The sequence below is a fragment of the Mycobacterium sp. 1081908.1 genome (assembly GCF_001673535.1).
GTDB lineage: Bacteria > Actinomycetota > Actinomycetes > Mycobacteriales > Mycobacteriaceae > Mycobacterium.
Genome location: NZ_LZLY01000056.1, coordinates 1 through 20,708, shown reverse-complemented (window position 1 = coordinate 20,708; position 20,708 = coordinate 1). Strand labels below are relative to the sequence as shown.

The following is a 20,708-nucleotide window of genomic DNA, read 5'->3' as shown; positions in this document are numbered from 1 at the left end:
CCTAGCGGCGGAAGAGCTTGTTACCCAGCCAAACCACGGGGTCGTATTTGCGGTCGGCGACCCGCTCTTTCATCGGGATCAGCGCGTTGTCGGTGATCTTGATGTTCTCCGGGCACACCTCGGTGCAGCACTTGGTGATGTTGCAGTAGCCCAGCCCGTGCTCTTCCTGCGCCTGGTTGCGCCGGTCCAGCGTGTCCAGCGGGTGCATCTCCAGCTCGGCGATGCGCATCAGGTAGCGCGGCCCGGCGAACGCCTTCTTGTTCTCCTCGTGGTCGCGGACCACGTGGCAGACGGTCTGGCACAAGAAGCACTCGATGCACTTGCGGAACTCCTGCGAGCGCTGCACGTCGACCTGGGCCATCCGGTACTCGCCGGGCTGCAGGTCCTTGGGCGGCGCGAAAGACGGTATCTCGCGGGCCTTTTCGTAGTTGAACGAGACGTCGGTGACCAGGTCGCGAATCACCGGGAACGTGCGCAGCGGCGTGACGGTCACGACCTCGTCCTCGGCGAACGTCGACATCCGGGTCATGCACATCAGGCGGGGGTAGCCGTTGATCTCCGCCGAGCACGACCCGCACTTGCCGGCCTTGCAGTTCCACCGGACGGCAAGGTCGGGCGTCTGGGTCTGCTGCAGGCGATGGATGATGTCGAGCACCACCTCGCCCTCGTTGACCTCAACCGTGAAGTCCTCCAGCGCGCCGCCGTCCTCGTCGCCGCGCCACACCCGCATGGTCGCGTTGTAGGTCATTAACCTCTCCGTCCTGGGTGGTCGGCCAGTTCTCCGTCGGTGTAGTACTTCTCCAGCTCGGAGATCTCGAAGAGCTCCAGCAGATCGGGCCGCATCGGCACCTGCTCCTCGCGCGTGATGCTGATGTCGGGGATCACCTCGTCGCCGCCGGACGCGCGGCAGACCAGCAGCACCTTGCGCCAGGACGAGTCCATCGACGGGTGATCGTCGCGGGTGTGTCCGCCGCGGCTCTCGGTGCGCTCCAGTGCGGCCTTGGCCACGCATTCGCTGACCAGCAACATGTTGCGCAGGTCGATGGCCAGGTTCCAGCCGGGGTTGTACCGCCGCTGCCCCTCCACGTGGACGTTCTTGAACCGCTCGCGCAGTTTGTCGAGCCGGCCGAGCGCCTCGGAGATCTCCTCCGACTTGCGGATGATGCCCACCAGGTCGTTCATCGACTGCTGCAGTTCCAACTGCAGGGTGTAGGGGTTCTCGGCCGCGGCGCCGTTCGTCGGTCCCTCGAAGGGCGCGAGCGCGCGCTTGGCCGCCGTCTCGACGGCATCCTCGGCGACCGCCGGGCGGCTGCTCAGCGCGCGCACGTAATCGGCGGCCCCGAGGCCGGCGCGCCGGCCGAACACCAGCAGGTCCGACAGCGAGTTGCCGCCCAGCCGGTTGGAGCCGTGCATGCCGCCCGAGCACTCGCCGGCGGCGAACAGGCCGGGGACGGTCGCCGCGCCGGTGTCGGCGTCGACCTCCACGCCGCCCATCACGTAGTGGCAGGTGGGCCCGACTTCCATTGGCTCCTTTGTGATGTCGACCCCGGCCAGCTCCTTGAACTGGTGGTACATCGACGGCAGCCGCCGCTTGATCTCTTCCGGCGTCAGGCGCGAGGCGATGTCGAGATACACCCCGCCGTGCGGGGTGCCCCGGCCGGCCTTGACCTCCGAGTTGATCGCGCGCGCGACCTCGTCGCGCGGCAGCAGGTCCGGGGTGCGACGGGCCGAGTCGTTGTCCTTGAGCCACTGGTCGGCCTCTTGCGCGGTTTCGGCGTACTGGCCCTTGAACACCGGCGGGATGTAGTCGAACATGAAGCGCTTGTCGTCGGAGTTCTTCAGCACCCCGCCGTCACCGCGGACACCCTCGGTGACCAGGATCCCCTTCACGCTCGGCGGCCACACCATGCCGGTCGGGTGGAACTGCACGAACTCCATGTTGATCAGCGACGCGCCCGCCCGCAGGGCCAGCGCGTGCCCGTCCCCGGTGTACTCCCAGGAGTTCGAGGTGACCTTGAACGACTTGCCGATCCCGCCGGTGGCCAGCACCACGGCCGGCGCCTCGAACAGGACGAAGTTGCCGCTCTCGCGCCAGTAGCCGAACGCCCCGGCGATCGCGTCGCCGTCCTTGATCAGTTCGGTGATGGTGCACTCGGCGAACACCCGGATGCGCGCCTCGTAGTCGCCGAGTTCGGCGAAGTCCTCCTGCTGCAGCGAAACGATCTTCTGCTGCATGGTGCGGATCAGCTCCAGGCCGGTGCGGTCACCGACGTGCGCCAGCCGCGGGTAGGTGTGCCCGCCGAAGTTGCGCTGGCTGATCTTGCCGTCCTTGAGGCGATCGAACAGGGCGCCGTAGGTTTCCAGCTCCCAGACGCGGTCCGGGGCCTCCTTGGCGTGCAGCTCGGCCATCCGCCAGTTGTTGAGGAACTTCCCACCGCGCATCGTGTCGCCGAAATGGGTCTTCCAGTTGTCCTTGGGGTTGGTGTTGCCCATGGATGCCGCGCACCCGCCCTCGGCCATCACCGTGTGGGCCTTGCCGAACAGGGACTTGCACACCACCGCGACCTTCAGGCCGCGCTCACGCGCCTCGATGACCGCACGCAATCCCGCGCCGCCGGCGCCGATGACGACAACGTCGTAGGCATGCCGCTCGACCTCAACCATGAAACCTCGCTCAGTTCTCTCTATAGTCGGCGAAATGGCTTGTCAGCCAACAAATCTCAGGTCAGGGATGGTGCCGCTGGCCACCAGCGCGATGTAGAAGTCGGTGAGCATCAGGGTGCCCAACGTGATCCACGCGAACAGCTTGTGCCGCGTGTTGATGGCGCTGACCTGGGTCCAGATCCAGTACCGCACAGGGTTCTTGGAGAAGTGCTTGAGTCGTCCGCCGGTCACGTGCCGGCACGAGTGGCAGGACAGCGTGTAGATCCACAGCATGATGACGTTGCCGAGCAGGATCAGGTTGCCCAGACCGAAGCCGAATCCACCGGGCCCGCTGTCGGAATGGAACGCGACGATCGCGTCATAGCTGTTGATCACCGAGATAATGCCGGCGATGTAGAAGAAGTACCGGTGGCTGTTCTGGATGATCAGGGGAAGCCTGGTCTCGCCGGTGTAGTGCACGCGGGGCTCGGCCACCGCGCAGGCGCTGGGCGACTGCCACACCGTGCGGTAATAGGCGCCGCGGTAGTAGTAACAGGTCAGCCGGAAGAGCAGCAGGAACGGCAGCGACACCGCCGCATACGGCAGCCACCAGACGTCGGGCAGGAACTGGGGCCAGATGTCGCCGGCCTCGCCGCAACCCTTGCTCACGCACGGCGAGTAGAACGGCGTCAGGTAGTGGTACTTCGGGACGAAGAAGTAATTCTGCTGGAACGCGCGTGCCGTCGCATAGATGATGAAAGCCGCGAAGCCCAGGTCGATCCGCAACGGCGACATCCACCACCGGTCGGTGCGTAGGGTCCGCTGCGGGATGCGGGCGCGTGTGGGTGAAAAGACACCGGACGCAGGACGGTTCGCCGTGGGTGCGCTCATCTAGTGTTCCTCTTCGAACGGGCTGTCTGTCGAAGGGTACACAGAGCAAACCCCCTGTTTCGCGGGGGGCTTGAAGTTGTCCGAGGTTGTCAGGACCTGTTGTGACCCCCGACACCCTCGTCGTCGACATCGCGCCAGAAATCGGTGTCGTACTGGGTGTCGGGAATGACGATCTTCTCGCCGGACTGCTGCACGGTGGCGCGGTCCAGGTCCAACTCGGCGACGTCGGTGTCGAGCAGTTCGACGTCGGACAGGATCCGGTCGGCGTCGATGACGATGCGGCGCATCGCCGGGCTGTCGCCGTACCGCGCCCGCAAGGAGCTCACGCACCGCCGCAGGCCACCGATGAGGTCGTGCAGTTCGGCGAGTTCAGTCGTGGCGCTCAACGAATCTCCTACGTACTTTCCTGGGGGCCGGGCGGTGTTGCGGATCACAGTACGCCCTCGATAGTAGCGACCGTCGCGGCCTAATGTCGGACACCATGACAGCCCAAACCACCGCCCAGCGCGCCGCGGCGCTGCTCGAACTGCACCGGCCGGGCGACCCGGTGATCCTGCCGACCGTGTGGGACGCGTGGTCGGCCCGCCTGGCCACCGACGCGGGATTCGCCGCGCTGACGGTGGGCAGCCACCCGCTCGCGGACTCGATCGGCAAGCCCGACAACGAGGGCATGTCCTTCGACGACGTGTTGACCCGGGTCGCCCAGATCACCGCCGCGGTCGACGTCCCGGTGTCGGTGGACGTCGAATCGGGCTACGGGCAGCCGGCGGCCCGCCTGATCGAGGGCCTGCTGGGCGTGGGCGCCGTCGGGCTGAACATCGAGGACACCGTGCACTCGGAGGGCAAGCGGCTGCGCTCCGCCGGCGAACACGCCGAACTGGTGGGGACGCTGCGCGCGGCCGCCGACGCGGCCGGGGTGCACATGGTGATCAACGCGCGCACCGATCTGTTCCTGCGGCGCGACGGCGACGACGCCGACCGCGTCGAGCGGGCGGTGGCGCGGCTGACCGAGGCCGCCGCCGCGGGCGCCGACGTCCTCTATCCCGTGGGCTACCACGACCCGGAGACGTTGCGGCGCTTGGCCGCCGAGTTGCCGCTGCCGATCAACGCGTTCGCGCTGCCCGACCACGACGACCCGGCGTCGTTTGGCCCGCTCGGCGTCGCCCGGGTCAGCTTCGGCCCCTTCCTGCAGGCCGCGCTGGCGGCCCGGGGCAAGGAGCTGCTGGCCCGCTGGGCCTGAATGTGTTGCGGCTTGGCGGGGCCGTTTGAGTGTGAAGCGCTGGCTTTCGGTGTGAAGCCAGGCCGGGATTCGGCGATTTTCTCGCCCACGCTTCACACCCAAAGCCGTGGCTTCACACGCGAATCCGGCGAGGCCGTCCAGAATTGACGCGGCCCCGCCGGATTGATCTGGTCGCGGGGATTACTTGGTGATCGCGATGCGCTGCGGCTCGGTTCCGGCTGGGTCTTTATAGGCGCCGGCGACCCGCACGGTCAGCACGCCGTCGTCGTAGGAGGCGCTGATGGCCTCACCCGTGACGTGGGTGGGCAGCCGGAACGAGCGGCGGAAGGATCCGTAGCGAATCTCCCGCAGCGTGCGGCCGTCCGCCTCCTGGGCGTGCTCGTCGCGGTGTTCGCCATGGATGACCAGCCGGCCCTTGTCAACCTCGACGTTGACATCGTTCTCTACGTCGACACCCGGCAGTTCCAGGCGGACCACCGCGTCGTCGCCGTCCTTGACGACCTCGGCGGCCGGCGTGAAACCGCTGCTCACCGGCTTGAACCAATCGGTCGCCGCGGCGGGGCCGAAGAAGTCGCGCAACCAGCGGTCGGTGTCCCACGCCGGTCGCGACCACAGTGCGAGGTTGCTCATGGGGATCTCCTTATGCTTCATTGTGAGTTTGCTGTGACCGGCGCCATGCCGGCCGGTTATTACTAGAAACATGAGTCGACCACGCTAAAGTTCCACTCGGCCGTTCGCCCGCGGCGAACAGTTTCACAGTCGCCGTTGTGAGGTGTGAGGACGCCGTCATGTGGGTGTCACATTGCGCGATTCCGAGTTAATTTCCCGCCCCTACCCTCATGGCATGGCCCAATCCGAAACCTGGCGCGCGGAACGTGCTGCGCGTCACGTCGTTGTGGTCGGGCACGGCATGGTCGGGCACCGGCTGGTCGAGGCGCTCCGTGCCCGCGACACCGACGGGCGTTGGAGCATCACGGTTTTGGCGGAGGAGGCCGACGCGGCCTATGACCGTGTCGGGCTGACCTCCTACACCGAAAGCTGGGACCGGCAACTGCTGGCGCTGCCCGGCAACGACTACGCCGGCGACGACCGGGTCCGGCTGGTGCTGAACGCCCGCGCCACCGAAATCGACCGGGACACAAAGACCGTGGTGACCGCCGATGGTCAACGGCACGGCTACGACGCCCTGGTGCTGGCCACCGGGTCCTACGCCTTCGTCCCGCCGGTGCCCGGCCACGACCTGCCGCAGTGCCACGTCTACCGCACGCTCGACGACCTCGACGCCATTCGCGCCGGCGCCCAGCGCACGCTGGAGGCCGGCAACGCCACCGCTGGGGTGGTCATCGGCGGCGGCCTACTCGGGCTCGAGGCCGCGAATGCGCTGCGCCAGTTCGGGTTGCAGACGCACGTCGTCGAGATGATGCCGCGGTTGATGGCCCAGCAGATCGACGAGGCCGGTGGCGCGCTGCTGGCCCGAATGGTCACCGAACTCGACATCGCCGTGCACGTGGGGACGGGTACCGAATCGATCGAAGCCGTCGCGCATCCGGACGGGTCGACGTCGGCGCGCGTGCGCCTGACCGACGGCGAGCTGATCGACGCTGGCGTGGTGATCTTCGCGGCCGGGATCCGGCCGCGCGACGAGCTGGCGGCGGCCGCCGGGCTGGAGCGCGGCGAGCGGGGCGGCGTGCTCACCGATTTGTCCTGCCGGACAAGCGATCCCGACATCTACGCGATCGGCGAGGTCGCGGCGATCGGGGGGCGCTGCTACGGCCTGGTCGGCCCGGGCTACACCTCCGCCGAGGTGGTGGCCGACCGGCTGCTGGACGGCGCCGCCGAGTTCGGCGAGGCGGACCTGTCGACGAAGCTCAAGCTGCTGGGCGTCGACGTCGCCAGCTTCGGCGACGCGATGGGGGCGACGGAGAACTGCCTCGAGGTCGCCATCAACGACGCGGTGAACCGGACCTACGCCAAGCTGGTGCTGTCCGACGACGCCAAGACCCTGCTGGGCGGGGTGCTCGTCGGCGACGCCTCGTCGTACGGGGTGCTGCGGCCCATGGTGGGCAGCGAGTTGCCAGGCGATCCGCTGGCGCTGATCGCGCCGGCCCAGGCCGACGGCGCGCCGGGCCTCGGCGTTGGGGCGCTGCCCGATTCGGCGCAGATCTGCTCGTGCAACAACGTCACCAAGGGTGACCTGAAGGGCGCGATCGCCGGCGGCTGCGCCGACGTGCCCGCGCTCAAGTCGTGCACGGCCGCGGGCACCTCGTGCGGGTCGTGTGTGCCGCTGCTCAAGCAGCTGCTGGAAGCCGAGGGCGTGGAACAGTCCAAGGCGCTGTGCGAGCACTTCAGCCAGTCGCGGGCGGAGCTTTTCGAGATCATCACCGCCACCGAGATCCGGACGTTCTCGGGCCTGCTGGAGCGCTTCGGCCGCGGAAAGGGTTGCGACATCTGCAAACCGGTGGTCGCCTCCATCCTGGCGTCCACCGGCTCGGAGCACATCCTCGAGGGCGAGCAGGCCTCGCTGCAGGATTCCAACGACCACTTCCTGGCCAACATTCAAAAGAACGGCAGCTACTCGGTGGTCCCGCGGGTCCCCGGCGGTGACATCAAGCCGGAGCACCTGATCCTGATCGGCCAGATCGCGCAGGACTTCGGGCTGTACACCAAGATCACCGGCGGCCAGCGGATCGACCTGTTCGGCGCCCGCGTGGACCAGTTGCCGGAGATCTGGAAGCGACTCGTCGACGGCGGCATGGAATCCGGGCACGCCTACGGCAAGGCCCTGCGCACCGTGAAGAGCTGCGTCGGCAGCGACTGGTGCCGCTACGGCCAGCAGGATTCGGTGCAGCTGGCCATCGACCTGGAGCTGCGGTACCGGGGCCTGCGGGCGCCGCACAAGATCAAGCTCGGCGTCTCCGGTTGCGCGCGCGAATGCGCCGAGGCGCGCAGCAAGGACGTCGGCGTCATCGCCACCGAAAAGGGTTGGAACCTCTACGTCGGCGGCAACGGCGGCATGACGCCCAAGCACGCCCAGTTGCTGGCCAGCGATCTGGACACCGGGACGCTGGTCCGCTACGTCGACCGGTTCCTCATGTACTACATCCGGACCGCCGATCGGTTGCAGCGCACCGCGCCGTGGGTCGAATCGCTGGACGGCGGCCTGGATCACGTCCGCGAGGTCGTGTGCGACGACTCCCTGGGCCTCGCCGAGGAGTTCGAGGCCGCCATGGAGCGGCATGTGCAGAACTACAAGTGCGAATGGAAGGGCGTGCTGGAGGACCCGGACAAGCTGTCGCGGTTCGTCTCGTTCGTCAACGCCCCCGACGCCGTCGACTCGACGGTGACGTTCACCGAGCGCGCCGGGCGCAAAGTGCCTGTGCCCATTGGCATGCCGCGGGTTCGGTCATGATTAAGGAGACACGATGACACTTCTCAATGACGCTCAAGACATTCAGGTGTGGACGACCGCCTGCCCCTACGACCGCCTGATCCCCGGTCGTGGCGTCGGCGTTCTCCTCGACGACGGTTCGCAGGCGGCGCTGTTCCGGCTGGACGACGGGTCGGTGCATGCGGTCGGCAACGTCGACCCGTTCTCCGGCGCGGCCGTGCTTTCGCGCGGGATCGTCGGGGACCGCGGTGGCCGCGTCACCGTCCAATCACCCATCCTCAAGCAGGCTTTCGCGCTCGAGGACGGTTCCTGCCTGGACGATCCCCGGGTGTCGGTGCCGGTTTACCCGGCGCGCGTCACGCCCGACGGCCACATCGAGATCGGCCGCATCGCCGCCTAGGCGAAGACTCTCGCTAGTCGATATCCCCGACGAGGTAGCGCTGCAGCGTCGGGCCGATAGCGTCGACGATCGCCTCGACCGACATCGAGTGCAGCGGTTCGGAGCGCACGCCGTAGCGCATGATGCCCAGACCCACCAGCTGAGAGGCGCACAGCGACGCCCGCACGGCGACCTTGTCGGCGCCCAGGATCCTCAGCAGCGGTCCGAAGACCGGGCCGATGAACATGCCCTGCACGATCTCGGCGGTCTTGGCCAGCCCCGTGGACGCGATCGCGCTGGCCGCGAAGGGGCCGCCGCCGGCCGCGTCCCAGGTGGTGATCAGCATGTGCAACGTCCGGCGGCCCACCTGGTTGACCCCGCCGGTGACGATCCGGTCGATGAACTCCGGTGTGCCGAACGGCAACCGCAGCATCTTGGCCACCGGGTCGAGCAGCCCACGCGATGGCTCTTCGCGACGCGGCATGGTGCCAGGATCGCCGGTGTGCGATCAAAGATCAAGCGTCGCGCGCGTCGGCGTGCCTCGTCAGCCGGTTGCTGTGCTCCACCGAATTCGAAAGTGCGTGGGGGGCTTGGGTTCGCCGCCTCGGGAGTCCGGGCGCCGCGCGGCGGAACCGGTTCGCGATCAGCCGCGCCAGCCCGGGATGGGTGCCCAGCGGTTGGGTGACCGCGTCGGCGCCGCTGGCCCGCAGGCGCTGTTGGAACAGGCCGTCGGCCAGTAGGTAGGAGGCGACGACGAGGCGACGCGCGCCGCCGCGGCGCGCGGCGGCGACCGCGTCGGCCACGGACGGATCGCCGGTGGCCGCGAATCCCAGCCGCACCCGCGATCCCACCAGCGCGGACAACGTGGTCGCGGTCACGTGCAGATCGGCGCGCGCCCTGGCGTCGGTGGTGCCGGCCGCCGCGAGGATCACCGAATCGCCCGGCCGCCAACCGGATTCCGCCAGCTGATCGGCGACTATCCGGGCGATCTCCCCACTCGGTCCGAGCGCGGGGGCGACGGTGACGTTCGGATGCCCGCTGGCCGCCACGTGGGCGGGCACGTCGGTGCGCACGTGATACCCGCGCGACAGGAAGGCCGGGACGACGACGGCGGGGCGGCCGGTGGCCGCCGCCCGCGACAGCACCTCGCCGGGCGTCGGGCCCAACACGTCGACGAACGCGACCTGCACGCGGCGGTCGAGGAGCGCGCTCGCCTGCGCCGCGAGGTCCCCGATCATCGCGACGCCGCCCGGCCGGCGGGTTCCGTGTGCCGCCAGGATCAGGTCCATCGGGCACCGCCCGGCGGGTCGACGGCGAGCCGGTAACCCCGCTTGACCACCGTTGCCACGATGTTCTTGTCGCCCAAGGCCGTTCGCAGCCGAAGCACGGCCGTGTCGACGGCGTGCGGATCGTTGCTGCTGCCGGGCAGCACCCGCAACAGCTCGGTGCGCGCGACGACGTCGCCGGGCCGTTGCGCCAGCGCGCGCAGCACCGACATCCCGGACGGGGACAGCAGCTTGATGTCGCCGTCCACCAGCACGCACGTTCCGCGAATGTCGATCGTGTGGCCGGCCGCCTGCACCGTGGACGATCCCAGCAGCGGCAGCTCCTCGGCGATGTGGCGGGCCAAGGCGCCCAACCGCATTCGCGCGGGCGATGACGTCGGGACGCCCTTGCGGATCAGCGGTTTAGATGTCACCGGGCCGACGCACATCGCGTGCACGTCGGTGCGCAGGGCCTCCAGCACCTGGTCCTCGACGGACAGGTCGCGGCTGCGCTCCAGAACCGCGGCCGCCGCGGGCGCCGACGTGAAGGTGACCGCGTCGAACTGCCGTCGCGCGATCCCGGTCACCAGCAAATCGAAATCGCCACCCAACGGTGTTGACTTCCACCGGTACACCCGGATGGGCACCACCTCGGCCCCCGCGAAACGCAGGCCGCCGATGAATTCCGGGAACGGGTCCCAGGCGTCGGCGGCGCCGTGCAGCTGGATGGCGATGCGCATCCCGGACACGCCCGACTCGAGGAGATACTCGAGCACTTCCTGTGAGGATTCGGACTCAGGAGACCACTCCTCGTGCAGCCCGGCGGCGCGCACCGCGCCCGTGCCCTTGGGTCCCCGCGACACGATCCGGGTCTTCGACAGCGATGCGACCAGCTGGTTGGCCAGCCCCCATCCCTCGGCGGCGGCCAGCCAGCCGCGGAAGCCGATGCCGGTGTGCACGACCAGGATGTCGGGCGGTTGCGCGATCAAAGCTTCGGTGTGGCTTTGTAATTCGTCGTCCTCGGGCAGCGCGATCATGTTGATCGCGGGCGCGCTGCAGACCTCTGCGCCCTGCCGACTCAGCAGCGCGCAGAGTTCCTCCGCGCGCCTCGATGATGTAACCGCGACCCGGTAACCGGCCAGCGGCGTGGACCTCGGCTGAGCCATAAGACCTGTGTATGCCTGGGACGTTTCCGCCGCGTTACCACGCAATTGCTGCAGCATTGCCCTTGTTGCGACGGTCATCACACCCGGGCGTGATCCGCTGCGGGGACCGCTTCCGGGGCGCTCGGGCGGCGCACGTACAGCATCCAGGTGAGGGCCGCGGCGAACACATAGGACGCCGAAAACATCCAATAGGCGGACGTTTCGCTGCCGCTGTTGAGGTAGGACTCGCGCAGCGCCAGGTTGATTCCCACGCCGCCCAGCGCGCCGACCGCGGAGCAAAAGCCGATCAGCGATCCCGACATCGCCCGCGACCACTGCCGGCGCTCGGCATCGGGGAGATCCAGCCCCCGACTGCGCGCCTCGAAGATCGACGGGATCATCTTGAACACCGACCCGTTGCCCATCCCCGACAGGACGAACAGGGCGATGAAGCCGATCACATAGCCGATCATCGTCGTCGAGCCGCTGCCGTCGCGGCCGTCGAGGGTGCTGATGGCGACCAGCAACCCGGCGCCCACCGTCATGCCGCCCAGCACGCCCAGGGTGACGCGGCTGCCGCCCATGCGGTCGGCCAGCCGTCCCCCGTAGATGCGCGCCAGCGAGCCCAATAGCGGTCCCACGAAAGCGATCTGCGCGGCGTGCAGCGACGCGTGCTTGGCTGTTTCGCCGCTCGCCAGGAAGTTGACCTGCAGCACCTGACCGAACGCGAACGCAAACCCGATCCACGAGCCGAAGGTGCAGATGTAGAGCAGCGAGACCACATAGGTGTCGCGCTCGAACAGCACCGAGCGGATGGTGTTGACCTCGACGCCGTGGTCGAGGTTGTCCATGAACAGCGCCGCCGCGATGCCGACGATCGCCAGCAACACGAGGTACACCGCGCACACCCAGTACGGCGCTTGGTGGCCGGCGGTCGCGAGTACCAGCAGGCCGATCAGCTGGATGACGGCGACCCCGAGGTTGCCGACGCCGGCGTTGATCGCCAGCGCCGCGCCCTTGAGGCGCTCCGGGTAAAAGGCATTGACGTTGGCCAGCGACGCCGCGTAGTTGCCGCCGCCCAGGCCGGTCAGGGCCGCGCACACCACGTACGGCCACAGCGGCAGACCCGGATTGGCCATCAGGACGATGGTGCCGACGGTCGGGATCAACAACACGAACGCCGAGAAGGCGGTCCAGTTGCGCCCCCCGAAGGTGGCGATGCCCAGCGTGTACGGGATGCGCGCGCACCCACCGGCCAGGGTGGCGACGGCGCCCAGCAGCAGCTTGTCGCCGGCCGAGAAGCCGTAGACGGACGCGGGCATGAACAGCGTCATCACGGGCCACAGGGTCCAGATCGAGAAGGCGACGTGGTCGCCCGCGACCGTGCAGAGCAGGTTGCGGCGGGCGATGTTCTTGTTGCCGGCCTCCCAGGCCGCCGCGTCCTCCGGATTCCAGTCCGTGATGCGGTGGTTGCGGCCCATGCGGTCTGCACCTTTCCTCGGCGGAGGGATATCGCGAACGCTCACACCGGCGAAATCGCCTGGGCGCGTTGGGCGTCGGCGGGTGCGGGTCCTGTCGGGGCCGGGATTCGATGGGTTGTGGGTGCCCCGGACGAATATGCTTGGCCCGCCGTGCATTTCGATGCTCACATTTACCGGTTAAGTCCGTCAACTCAATTGGACGGTTATCGCCTGTAAGTTGAATCCCAGTTTTCTGGTAAATAGCTGGGGGTGCCCCGGGGGGTTTGTGATCCAGTGCGCCAGCCGGATTCGCTGTGAGCTGGAATACATCGCCGCCCGCGAGCTACCAGACGTCGCCCGCCCGCCAGTCGCACATCAACCCCGCGGTGGGGTCCAGGCCGATCTCGACCGGCAGGACGAACACGGCGCCGTCGTCGTCGGGCGTGCGGGTCGGGCCGGCGGGGGCCAGCACCGACGTCGGGCCGCGCCATGGCAGCCAGCCCCGGGCCGCGTAGATGCCGCGGGCGAGGTCGGTCGAACTGACGGCACCCACCTGGTAGGCGCCGCGGATCACCTGCTCGGCGCCGTCCAGCAGGGCGTGCACCAGGCCCTGCCCGCGGAAGTCCTCCCGCACCGCGATCCCCTCGACGTAGCCGCACCGCAGCGCGTCGCCGCGGTATAGCAATCGCCGCTGGACCACGGCGGCGTGCGCGATGATCGCGCCGTGCTGCCAGATCAGGGCGTGCATGCCGCCCAGCGAGTGCTCCCAGTCGTCGGCGGTGAAATCTCCGGCGAAGGCGGCGGTGACCATCTGGCGGACGCGCTGCCGGGTCTCGACGTCGAGGTCTGCGGTGTGGACCAGGCGCGCGGTGTGGACCTGGGTTGGCACCCTCTTTGTCTACCAGCCTTGTCCAGCGGCGGGCGCTACGAGTACGACGGGCCACCCCGGGGCCGCGCCCAGTGCAGGCGAACGTACTGGCCCGGCCGCACCTGCGCGATCTTGTCGACGTCCTCGTCGGTGACCACGCCGATCACCGGGTATCCGCCGGTGACCGGGTGATCGGGCCCCAGGATCACCGGTAATCCGTTGGGCGGCACCTGGATTGCGCCGCGCGTGGCGCCCTCGCTGGGCAGCTGCCGGTCCGGCCAGCGGTGCTGCAGCGGGCGGCCCTCGAGCCGCATCCCGACCCGGTCGCTGCGGTTGGAGGCCATCCAGATCGTGCGCACCAGGGCGTCGGGGTCGGTGAACCAGTCGTCGCGCGGGCCCGGCACCACCCGCACCTCGACCAGGTGCTCGCTGATCGCGGCCACCGGCGCCTGGTCGAGTTCGGGGTAGTCGTCGGTGTGCTCGCCGACCGGTAGCCGGTCGCCGCTGTGCAGCGGCGCCGGGCCGATCGCCGACATCACGTCGTAGCTGCGCGAGCCCAGGACGGGGTCCACGCAGATCCCGCCGCGCACCGCCAGGTACGTCCGCAGCCCGGCCCGCGGGGCGCCCAACGAGATCACCTGCCCGTCGCGGACGTGGTGAATGCTGTTGGTGCCGAACTCGATTCCGTTCACGGTGGGGTCGGTGTCGGCGCCCGTCACCGCGATGTCGACGTCGCCGCCGCGGACGCGGGCGGAAAAGCCGCCGAAGGTCACCTCGACGGTGGCGCGGTCGTCGGGGTTGGCGACCAGCCGGTTGGCCAACTTGTGGGCGCGCCGGTCGGCGGCCCCGGACCGGCTGACGCCGAGGTGGGCCAGCCCCGGGCGGCCGAGGTCCTGGACGACGGCGAACGGCCCGGTGCGCAGAATCTCCAAGGTCGGCATGGCTATCTCCTTGCTCAGACGGCGCGGAACTGGACCCACATGCCCCGCGTCAGCAGAGCCGGGTGGGGCCGGTCGAGATCCCACAGGACGGCGTCGGTGCGGCCGATGAGCTGCCAGCCGCCGGGCGATTGCCGGGGATATACCGCGCTGAACTCCCCGGCCAGCGCGACGGAACCGGCCGGCACCGACGTCCGCGGCTCCGACCTGCGCGGCACCCGCAGGCGCGCGTCGCCGTCGACCAGGTACGCGAAACCCGGTGCGAAGCCGCTGAATCCGACCCGCCACGGGGTGGACGTGTGGGCGTCGATCACCTGCGCCGTGGACAGCCCGGTGTGGCCGGCGACCTCGGCGAGATCGGGGCCGTCGTACACGACGTCGATCACCACGTCCGCGCTGCGGTCCGCCGGGGCCGCGGCATCGGCGGCGACCCGCATCCGGCGCAGCCGCTGCCGGGTGACGCCCTGCCGGCGGGGGCTGTCGAGCTTGACCAGCACCGTGCGGGCGGCGGGGACGACGTCGACCACGCCGGGCAGCGCCGCCGTGCCCAGCGCATCCACCCACGCCAACACCTCCGCGGTGCTGCCGCATTGAAGCATCAGCGCACGGTCGCCATAGTCGAACACGGTGTTGCCAACCAGGTCGGTCGACAGCTCCTGGGAGAGGCCGCTGCCCATATCCGTCACGCTCATTACTGAACGGTAACCCCGGCATCGGTGCAGGCGGGAGGGAATGCGGGCGGATTTTCGAGCAATGCCAGAGGTGCCTTACCGAACGCTCAAACAGGCGGGATTCAGCCCAGGATCTTGCCGATCAGCGGCGGCAGCTGATCGGCGATCAACGGGTAGCTCAGGGGCGACGCGAACGCGATCGCGCCGGCCTGGTCCTTGGTGGTGAAGACGTGGCGGTTCTGGGCGGTCGCCAGCGAGCCGGCCACCTCGGGATCGGCCAGGAGCGCCTTCTGATCGTCGGGGCTCTCGGTCGTCCAGATCACCACGTCGGCGGAATCGAGCACCGCCTTGATCTGATCGCGCGGGATGACGGCGCGGTGATCGCTACCGAAGGGCTTGATGCTGTCGGCGATGACGAGGCCCATCTGGTTCAGGAAGTCGGTCCGCCAGCCCGCCAGCGTCGCCACCACCGTGCCCTGCCACAGGGCGCCCTGCATCAGCAACGCCTTCTTGCCCGTCCACTGCGGATTCTTTTGGGCGACGGCGCCGAACTGCTTGTCCACGCCGTCGATCAGGGACTTCATCTGGTCGGCCCGGAACACCGCCTGGCCGACGGCGCTGGCCTGGTCCTTCCACGGCTCGAAGAACGCGTCGCCGTCCGACTGCGCGAGGGTCGGCGCGATGGCCGACAGCCTCTGGTAGGTGTCGGAATCCAGGCCCGCGTTGATGGCCACGATCAGGTCCGGTTTCAGGCCCGCGATCTGGTCGACCTGAATGCCGTTGTCCAGGTTCAACACCACGGGCTGGGCGCCGCCGAGCTTGGGCTGGGCCCAGGGCCACACCGCGAAGGGCTGATCGCCGAACCAGTTGGTCACCGCGACGGGCACCACGCCCAGGGCCAGCAGGTCGTCCTGCTCGGTGTAGCCGGCGCTGACCACCCGCTTGGGCGGCTCCTTGATGACGGTCTGACCGAAAAGGTGGGTGACGGTGACCGATCCGCCGGGAGCGGCGCCCGGCGAGGGTTTGCGTGGCGAGCACCCCGCGGCGATCGCGGCCATTCCCGCAGCCCCCGCGAGCTGCAGGAATCCCCGTCGATTCCATCCGTGTCGCATCGCGTGAGATTATCGCTTTCTTCGCTCTGACCCGCTCCGCCGCGCGGTTTCGCCGTCAGCTCAGCGGCATGCCGGCGTCCAGGAAGTCCAGCGCTCGATAGATAGTGTCGGCCGTCTTGGGCGCGCTGTCGTAGGCCGCCATCATGGCGCCCACCATGGCACCGACGAACACCCGAACTTCGAAATCGTCTGCGGGACGGCCGATTCGGTGACCGATCGCCTCGGCCATGACGGTCACGGTGCGGTAGTACTCGTCGTACAGCGCGGCCTTGAGTTCGGGTATCGAGAAGATCAGCCGCTGTCGCGTGTTCTCGAACTCCTGCTGTTCCGGCGATAACCCCGCCATCGTGGTCTCGTACGCGCGGCGGATGGCCTGGCTGGGCGACAGTTCGGGGGGCTGGTCGTTGAACGCCGCCAATATCAGCGGGTCGAGGTCGTCGGCGAGCAGCAGCGATTCCTTGGACGGGAAGTACCGGAAGAACGTGCTGGGTGACACCTCGGCGGCGTCGGCGATCTGCTCGACGGTGGTGGCGGCGTAGCCGTTCGCGTCGAAGAGGCGGAACGCCTCGCGCCTGATGGCCTGGTGCGTCCGGATCTTCTTGCGTTCCCGCAGTCCCTGGGGCTGGTCGGTCACGGGCATGGGGCAATTCTCGCGCATCCGGCGGCGCGGCTCATCCCCTTCGGGGCCCTTCGTACCCCGTCCAGGGGCTGTAGTCGGCGATCAGCTCTTCCTGCGGCGGGCGCCGGTCGGCCGGCACGTGCTGCAGGTTGATCCGGATCCGGTACCAGATGGAACTCGGCCCGCGCATGCCGTCGACCAGGACGTCGGCCGGCCGCAGCAGGGCAGCCGCCTCCGGATGCCGGTCGCGCCAGCTGTCCAGCGCGGCCATGGCCTCGTCCTTGGTTTTGGTGCGGGCGATCTCGATGAGCGGCTTCGACGAGACCCGCCCGCCCTCGGTGCGGGTCCCGGCCCCCTTGGGCGCCCGCTCCGGCGGCCCCAACTCCTCGGCCAGGATCAGCAGCCGGTCCAGCTCGCCGACCGCGTCGTCCATCCCGGCCCACGGGTCGCCCATCTCGGCGAATCGGGCGGGCACCGTGTCGATGGTGAATTCCGCGGGGTCGCAGCCGGCGACCTCGTCCCAGTGCAGCGGCGTCGAGACCCGGGCGTCCGGCGTGGCGCGCACCGAATAGGCCGACGCGACGGTGCGGTCCTTGGCGTTCTGGTTGAAGTCGACGAACACGCCCTCGCGCTCCTCCTTCCACCACCGGCTGGTCGCCGCGTCGGGCACCCGCCGCTCGACCTCGCGCGCGACGGTCTGGGCGGCCAGCCGCACCTGGCGGAATTCCCAGCGCGGGGCGATGCGGGCGTAGATGTGAAAGCCCCGGGACCCGGACGTCTTCGGCCACGCCACCAGGCCGTAGTCCTCCAGCACCTCGCGGGCCACCAACGCGACGTCGACGATGCGCCGCCACGCGACGCCCGGCATCGGGTCCAGGTCGACGCGCAGTTCGTCGGGGTGGTCGAGGTCCTCGGCGAGCACCGGGTGCGGGTTGAGATCGACGCAGCCCAGGTTGATCACCCACGCCAGCCCGGCGGCGTCGCGGACTACGGCCTCCGCGGCGGAGGTGCCCCGCGCGTAGTGCAGTTCGGCGACGTCGACGTAGTCCGGTCGGTTGGCCGGCGCCCGCTTCTGGAACACGGCCTCCTGCGCGATGCCCTTCACGAAGCGCTTGAGAATCATCGGGCGGCCGGCCACCCCGCGCAGCGCCCCGTCGGCGACCGACAGGTAGTAGCGGACCAGGTCGAGCTTGGTGTGCGGCCCCGAGCCGCCGTGGCGTTCGAAGACCACTTTGTCGGGGTGGGTGATGGTGACCTCGCGCCCGGCCACCTCCACTGACGCCGGGCCGGTCATGTTCATCATCGTAGGTCGGTGGGTATTAACTAGTGGCGCTGCGACCTACGTCACATAGGGTGGAATTCATGCCTAACCTCTTCGACCTGCCCGGCCAGGCTGTCTCCAAAGTTCAGCAGTACCTCGAGCGGGGCACGGCCGAACTGCACTACGTGCGCAAGATCTTCGAATCGGGCGCGTTCCGGATCGAGCCGCCGCAGAACTACGCCGCGATGGCCGCGGACATCTACAAGTGGGGCGAGTTCGGCATGCTGCCCTCGCTCAACGCCAGGCGCCATCCCGACCGCCCGGCCTGCATCGACGAGGAGGGCGAATTCACCTACCGCGAGCTCGACGAGGCCGCGCACGCGGTGGCCAACGGGCTGATCGAGAAGGGCGTCAAGGGCGGCGACGGCGTCGCCATCCTGGCCCGCAACACCCGCTGGTTCCTGATCGCCTACTTCGGCGCCGCCCGGGTCGGCGCCCGCATCATCCTGCTCAACAGCGAGTTCTCCGGGCCCCAGATCTGTGAGGTGTCGGAGCGCGAGGGCGCCAAGGTGATCATCTACGACGACGAGTACACCAAGGCCGTCAGCAAGGCCGAGCCGGAGCTGGGCAAGCTGCGGGCGCTGGGTTCCAACCCCGATGCGGACGAGTCGTCGGGAAGCGACGACCAGACCCTGGCCGACCTGATCGAGCGCAGCGACAATTCTCCCGCCCCGAAGGCGAGCAAGCACTCGTCGATCATCATCCTGACCAGCGGCACCACCGGCACCCCCAAGGGCGCGAACCGCAGCACCCCGCCGACGCTCGCGCCGATCGGGGGCATCCTGTCGCACGTGCCGTTCAAGGCCGGCGAAGTGACCTCGCTGCCGGCGCCGATGTTCCACGCCCTGGGTTTCCTGCACGGCACCATTGCGATGTTCCTCGGCTCGACCCTGGTGCTGCGCCGCAAGTTCAAGCCGCCGCTGGTGCTGGAGGACATCGAGAAGCACAAGGTGACCGCCATGGTCGTGGTCCCGGTGATGCTGTCGCGCATCCTCGAGGCGCTCGAGAAGATGGATGACAAGCCGGACCTGTCCTCGCTGAAGATCGTCTTCGTGTCCGGTTCGGCGCTCGGGTCGGAGCTGGCGGAACGGGCGCTCAAGGACCTGGGCCCGGTGGTCTACAACATGTACGGCTCGACGGAGATCGCCTTCGCCACCATCGCCGAGCCCAAGCACCTGGAATTCAATTCGTCGACCGTGGGGCCGGTCGTCAAGGGCGTCAAGGTCAAGATCTTCGACGACAACGGCAAGGAGTTGCCGCAGGGCGAGGTCGGGCGGATCTTCGTCGGCAACGCCTTCCCGTTCGAGGGCTACACCGGCGGAGGCAAGAAGCAGATCATCGACGGGCTGCTGTCCTCGGGCGACGTCGGCTACTTCGACGAGAACGACCTGCTCTACATCAGCGGGCGCGACGACGAAATGATCGTCTCCGGCGGCGAGAACGTCTTCCCGGCCGAGGTCGAGGACCTCATCACCGGGCATCCGGACGTCGTGGAGGCCACCGCCATCGGCGTCGAGGACAAGGAGTGGGGCCACCGGCTGCGCGCGTTCGTGGTCAAGAAGCAGGACGCCGACCTCGACGAGGACACCGTCAAGCACTATGTGCGCGACCACCTGGCGCGCTACAAGGTGCCCCGGGAGGTCGTGTTCCTCGACGAGCTGCCGCGCAATCCCACGGGCAAGGTCCTCAAGCGCGAGCTGCGCGAGATGGAGATCGACTGAACTACCTGCGGCCTTGGATGGCGCGGGTGATCTGCGCGGAGAGCTTGGGGTCGACCAGCAGCTGATCGATGAGCGCGGTCAGGACCTCTTGTCCGGTCACCCGCGCGACCCCGATGCGGTCGGCCGCCTCGCGCTGCCAGACGTCGAGCGCCCGGTGCGTGGCCAGCGGCAGATCGACGGTCCGTCGCGTTCGCCGGCCGCCCGCTGGCCGGGCGGCGGCTTCCCCGAACGGGGTGAGGCGCTGCGTCGGTCCGGTCTGTCCGGGCAGCGGCGGCTTGTAGTGGGCGAACCGGTTGGGGCTGGACTCGTGGCGGTTGGGGTTGATACTCATCGCGGCGACCCTCTCTGGGGTGCAAGTCAGTAGATCCGCTCGTCAGTATGCGCGTCGTCGAGCACCTCCCATTGATATCACCGCCGGGGGCGCCCGGCGCGTCGGGCCGCGTCCCGCGGGTCGCCGCGGGTTGACGGTCCTGGCGGTTTGTGAACGCGATATTCCGGCCGCACGAAAAATGGGTTTGCTGCGCTGACTTTGCCGGGCGGACATCCGAATTCCATGCGATTCATTGAAGTGCCATTTCATTAAATATGCGTCTACGCCATCGCGGACATACTGATCTCAGTAGATGGCGTATGAACAGGGCAAACATCCAAGCCACGGACGGCGCCGCCGGAGATACGGAAAAACGAATTTGCGCGACGATATTATCCGATCCTTTTGGCGCCGCGGCAAGATAAAGATCACATTGGGTAGCCATTTCCGGTGTATAACCAGCAGAATATGGATATTCAGACTTAAAGCTTCTTGTTCAACATCGTGGAAGGGGCTCGCAAATGTTGAATCCACTGTTTTCGATCCGCCGCGGCGCGGTCGGCGTGGCGGCGGTCGGGTTGGCGACCGGGGCGATCTTGTTCGGTGGTACCCCCGTCGCGCACGCCGCCCCGCCGCCCGGCGTCAGCTTCGACACGGTCGGCCCGCGACACGGGGAAGTCGGCCTATATCGGCGACGCCATCACCCGCCGGCCCGCCCTCCACACGCTGGACGCCGC

Annotated in this window: 20 protein-coding genes and 1 pseudogene; 5 read left to right on the top strand and 16 right to left on the bottom strand. The window is 68.6% G+C overall.

The genetic code is table 11. The features are described from left to right. Position 1 precedes the first annotated feature (1 nt). From A5655_RS07745 to A5655_RS07730, 4 genes are all read right to left on the bottom strand, one after another. Complete coding sequence (locus tag A5655_RS07745) at positions 2-748, bottom strand: succinate dehydrogenase/fumarate reductase iron-sulfur subunit (protein WP_067007715.1); 747 nt, start codon at positions 746-748, stop codon at positions 2-4. Next, a complete protein-coding gene (locus A5655_RS07740; RefSeq protein WP_067007713.1) occupies positions 748-2,664 on the bottom strand; it encodes a fumarate reductase/succinate dehydrogenase flavoprotein subunit in 1,917 nt (638 codons plus the stop codon). The genes A5655_RS07745 and A5655_RS07740 overlap by 1 nt, the downstream gene beginning before the upstream one ends. Before the next feature lie 42 nt (positions 2,665-2,706). Further along, a complete protein-coding gene (locus A5655_RS07735) occupies positions 2,707-3,534 on the bottom strand; it encodes a hypothetical protein (RefSeq protein WP_067007709.1) in 828 nt (275 codons plus the stop codon). A gap of 89 nt (positions 3,535-3,623) precedes the next feature. Beyond that, the gene (locus tag A5655_RS07730; RefSeq protein WP_067007706.1) at positions 3,624-3,920 is read right to left on the bottom strand and encodes a hypothetical protein; all 297 of its coding nucleotides are present in this window, start codon (positions 3,918-3,920) and stop codon (positions 3,624-3,626) included. 95 nt (positions 3,921-4,015) lie between these two features. Here A5655_RS07730 and A5655_RS07725 point away from each other — a divergent pair, with 95 nt between their 5' ends. Next, positions 4,016-4,774 carry an isocitrate lyase/phosphoenolpyruvate mutase family protein gene (locus A5655_RS07725; RefSeq protein WP_067007903.1) on the top strand — a complete coding sequence of 253 codons (759 nt, stop codon included), beginning with the start codon at positions 4,016-4,018 and terminating at the stop codon, positions 4,772-4,774. A gap of 180 nt (positions 4,775-4,954) precedes the next feature. On the opposite strand, the gene A5655_RS07720 is transcribed toward A5655_RS07725, so the two are convergent. After that, on the bottom strand, positions 4,955-5,404 hold the full coding sequence (locus A5655_RS07720) for an Hsp20/alpha crystallin family protein (RefSeq protein ID WP_067007900.1): 450 nt from the start codon (positions 5,402-5,404) through the stop codon (positions 4,955-4,957). A 214-nt stretch (positions 5,405-5,618) separates the two neighbouring features. Here A5655_RS07720 and nirB point away from each other — a divergent pair, with 214 nt between their 5' ends. After that, positions 5,619-8,183: a nitrite reductase large subunit NirB gene (gene nirB, locus A5655_RS07715; RefSeq protein ID WP_082978549.1), complete on the top strand. Its 2,565-nt coding sequence runs from the start codon at positions 5,619-5,621 to the stop codon at positions 8,181-8,183. Positions 8,184-8,196: 13 nt separating this feature from the next. Further along, complete coding sequence (gene nirD, locus A5655_RS07710; RefSeq protein WP_067007701.1) at positions 8,197-8,562, top strand: nitrite reductase small subunit NirD; 366 nt, start codon at positions 8,197-8,199, stop codon at positions 8,560-8,562. Between the two features lie 13 nt (positions 8,563-8,575). Here the strand turns inward: nirD and A5655_RS07705 are convergent, their stop codons facing one another. The 10 genes from A5655_RS07705 to A5655_RS07660 form a co-directional block, all read right to left on the bottom strand. Beyond that, on the bottom strand, positions 8,576-9,025 hold the full coding sequence (locus A5655_RS07705; RefSeq protein ID WP_067007698.1) for a hypothetical protein: 450 nt from the start codon (positions 9,023-9,025) through the stop codon (positions 8,576-8,578). A 31-nt stretch (positions 9,026-9,056) separates the two neighbouring features. Next, positions 9,057-9,830 (bottom strand): sirohydrochlorin chelatase, encoded by a 774-nt coding sequence (locus A5655_RS07700; RefSeq protein WP_067007695.1) that lies wholly within the window; start codon positions 9,828-9,830, stop codon positions 9,057-9,059. Further along, positions 9,821-10,972 carry a uroporphyrinogen-III synthase gene (locus tag A5655_RS07695; RefSeq protein ID WP_067007692.1) on the bottom strand — a complete coding sequence of 384 codons (1,152 nt, stop codon included), beginning with the start codon at positions 10,970-10,972 and terminating at the stop codon, positions 9,821-9,823. Before A5655_RS07695 ends, A5655_RS07700 begins: the two co-directional genes overlap by 10 nt. A 77-nt stretch (positions 10,973-11,049) precedes the next feature. Continuing rightward, complete coding sequence (locus A5655_RS07690; protein WP_067007689.1) at positions 11,050-12,432, bottom strand: NarK/NasA family nitrate transporter; 1,383 nt, start codon at positions 12,430-12,432, stop codon at positions 11,050-11,052. A gap of 322 nt (positions 12,433-12,754) precedes the next feature. Continuing rightward, positions 12,755-13,300 carry a GNAT family N-acetyltransferase gene (locus A5655_RS07685; RefSeq protein WP_067007684.1) on the bottom strand — a complete coding sequence of 182 codons (546 nt, stop codon included), beginning with the start codon at positions 13,298-13,300 and terminating at the stop codon, positions 12,755-12,757. Positions 13,301-13,335: 35 nt separating this feature from the next. After that, entirely contained in the window at positions 13,336-14,220 is an 885-nt protein-coding gene (locus tag A5655_RS07680) for a 5-oxoprolinase/urea amidolyase family protein (RefSeq protein ID WP_067007681.1), read from the bottom strand. Between the two features lie 14 nt (positions 14,221-14,234). Continuing rightward, complete coding sequence (locus A5655_RS07675; protein WP_067007678.1) at positions 14,235-14,909, bottom strand: allophanate hydrolase subunit 1; 675 nt, start codon at positions 14,907-14,909, stop codon at positions 14,235-14,237. Between the two features lie 101 nt (positions 14,910-15,010). Then, positions 15,011-16,000: an ABC transporter substrate-binding protein gene (locus tag A5655_RS07670; RefSeq protein WP_067007675.1), complete on the bottom strand. Its 990-nt coding sequence runs from the start codon at positions 15,998-16,000 to the stop codon at positions 15,011-15,013. A 55-nt stretch (positions 16,001-16,055) separates the two neighbouring features. Beyond that, positions 16,056-16,640 (bottom strand): TetR family transcriptional regulator, encoded by a 585-nt coding sequence (locus tag A5655_RS07665; RefSeq protein ID WP_067007672.1) that lies wholly within the window; start codon positions 16,638-16,640, stop codon positions 16,056-16,058. Positions 16,641-16,671: 31 nt separating this feature from the next. Further along, positions 16,672-17,922, bottom strand: coding sequence for a DNA polymerase domain-containing protein (locus A5655_RS07660; RefSeq protein WP_067007669.1), 1,251 nt, complete (start codon positions 17,920-17,922; stop codon positions 16,672-16,674). A gap of 59 nt (positions 17,923-17,981) precedes the next feature. Between A5655_RS07660 and fadD2 the strand changes: the two genes are divergently transcribed. Then, complete coding sequence (gene fadD2 / locus A5655_RS07655; RefSeq protein ID WP_067007894.1) at positions 17,982-19,661, top strand: long-chain-fatty-acid--CoA ligase FadD2; 1,680 nt, start codon at positions 17,982-17,984, stop codon at positions 19,659-19,661. Position 19,662: 1 nt separating this feature from the next. Here the strand turns inward: fadD2 and A5655_RS07650 are convergent, their stop codons facing one another. After that, entirely contained in the window at positions 19,663-19,992 is a 330-nt protein-coding gene (locus A5655_RS07650) for an ATPase (protein ID WP_067007666.1), read from the bottom strand. Between the two features lie 500 nt (positions 19,993-20,492). Here A5655_RS07650 and A5655_RS28645 point away from each other — a divergent pair. Beyond that, positions 20,493-20,708 (top strand): annotated as a pseudogene (locus A5655_RS28645) (hypothetical protein); the annotation flags it as partial.

Excerpts from the sequence above, each read along its gene's own strand:
- A5655_RS07745 (WP_067007715.1), bottom strand. The coding sequence starts at position 748 with ATGACCTACAACGCGACCATGCGGGTGTGGCGCGGCGACGAGGACGGC.
- A5655_RS07740 (WP_067007713.1), bottom strand. The coding sequence starts at position 2,664 with ATGGTTGAGGTCGAGCGGCATGCCTACGACGTTGTCGTCATCGGCGCC.
- A5655_RS07735 (WP_067007709.1), bottom strand. The coding sequence starts at position 3,534 with ATGAGCGCACCCACGGCGAACCGTCCTGCGTCCGGTGTCTTTTCACCC.
- A5655_RS07725 (WP_067007903.1), top strand. The coding sequence starts at position 4,016 with ATGACAGCCCAAACCACCGCCCAGCGCGCCGCGGCGCTGCTCGAACTG.
- A5655_RS07720 (WP_067007900.1), bottom strand. The coding sequence starts at position 5,404 with ATGAGCAACCTCGCACTGTGGTCGCGACCGGCGTGGGACACCGACCGC.
- nirB (WP_082978549.1), top strand. The coding sequence starts at position 5,619 with ATGGCCCAATCCGAAACCTGGCGCGCGGAACGTGCTGCGCGTCACGTC.
- nirD (WP_067007701.1), top strand. The coding sequence starts at position 8,197 with ATGACACTTCTCAATGACGCTCAAGACATTCAGGTGTGGACGACCGCC.
- A5655_RS07705 (WP_067007698.1), bottom strand. The coding sequence starts at position 9,025 with ATGCCGCGTCGCGAAGAGCCATCGCGTGGGCTGCTCGACCCGGTGGCC.
- A5655_RS07700 (WP_067007695.1), bottom strand. The coding sequence starts at position 9,830 with ATGGACCTGATCCTGGCGGCACACGGAACCCGCCGGCCGGGCGGCGTC.
- A5655_RS07695 (WP_067007692.1), bottom strand. The coding sequence starts at position 10,972 with ATGGCTCAGCCGAGGTCCACGCCGCTGGCCGGTTACCGGGTCGCGGTT.
- A5655_RS07690 (WP_067007689.1), bottom strand. The coding sequence starts at position 12,432 with ATGGGCCGCAACCACCGCATCACGGACTGGAATCCGGAGGACGCGGCG.
- A5655_RS07680 (WP_067007681.1), bottom strand. The coding sequence starts at position 14,220 with ATGCCGACCTTGGAGATTCTGCGCACCGGGCCGTTCGCCGTCGTCCAG.
- A5655_RS07675 (WP_067007678.1), bottom strand. The coding sequence starts at position 14,909 with ATGAGCGTGACGGATATGGGCAGCGGCCTCTCCCAGGAGCTGTCGACC.
- A5655_RS07670 (WP_067007675.1), bottom strand. The coding sequence starts at position 16,000 with ATGCGACACGGATGGAATCGACGGGGATTCCTGCAGCTCGCGGGGGCT.
- A5655_RS07665 (WP_067007672.1), bottom strand. The coding sequence starts at position 16,640 with ATGCCCGTGACCGACCAGCCCCAGGGACTGCGGGAACGCAAGAAGATC.
- A5655_RS07660 (WP_067007669.1), bottom strand. The coding sequence starts at position 17,922 with ATGATGAACATGACCGGCCCGGCGTCAGTGGAGGTGGCCGGGCGCGAG.
- fadD2 (WP_067007894.1), top strand. The coding sequence starts at position 17,982 with ATGCCTAACCTCTTCGACCTGCCCGGCCAGGCTGTCTCCAAAGTTCAG.
- A5655_RS07650 (WP_067007666.1), bottom strand. The coding sequence starts at position 19,992 with ATGAGTATCAACCCCAACCGCCACGAGTCCAGCCCCAACCGGTTCGCC.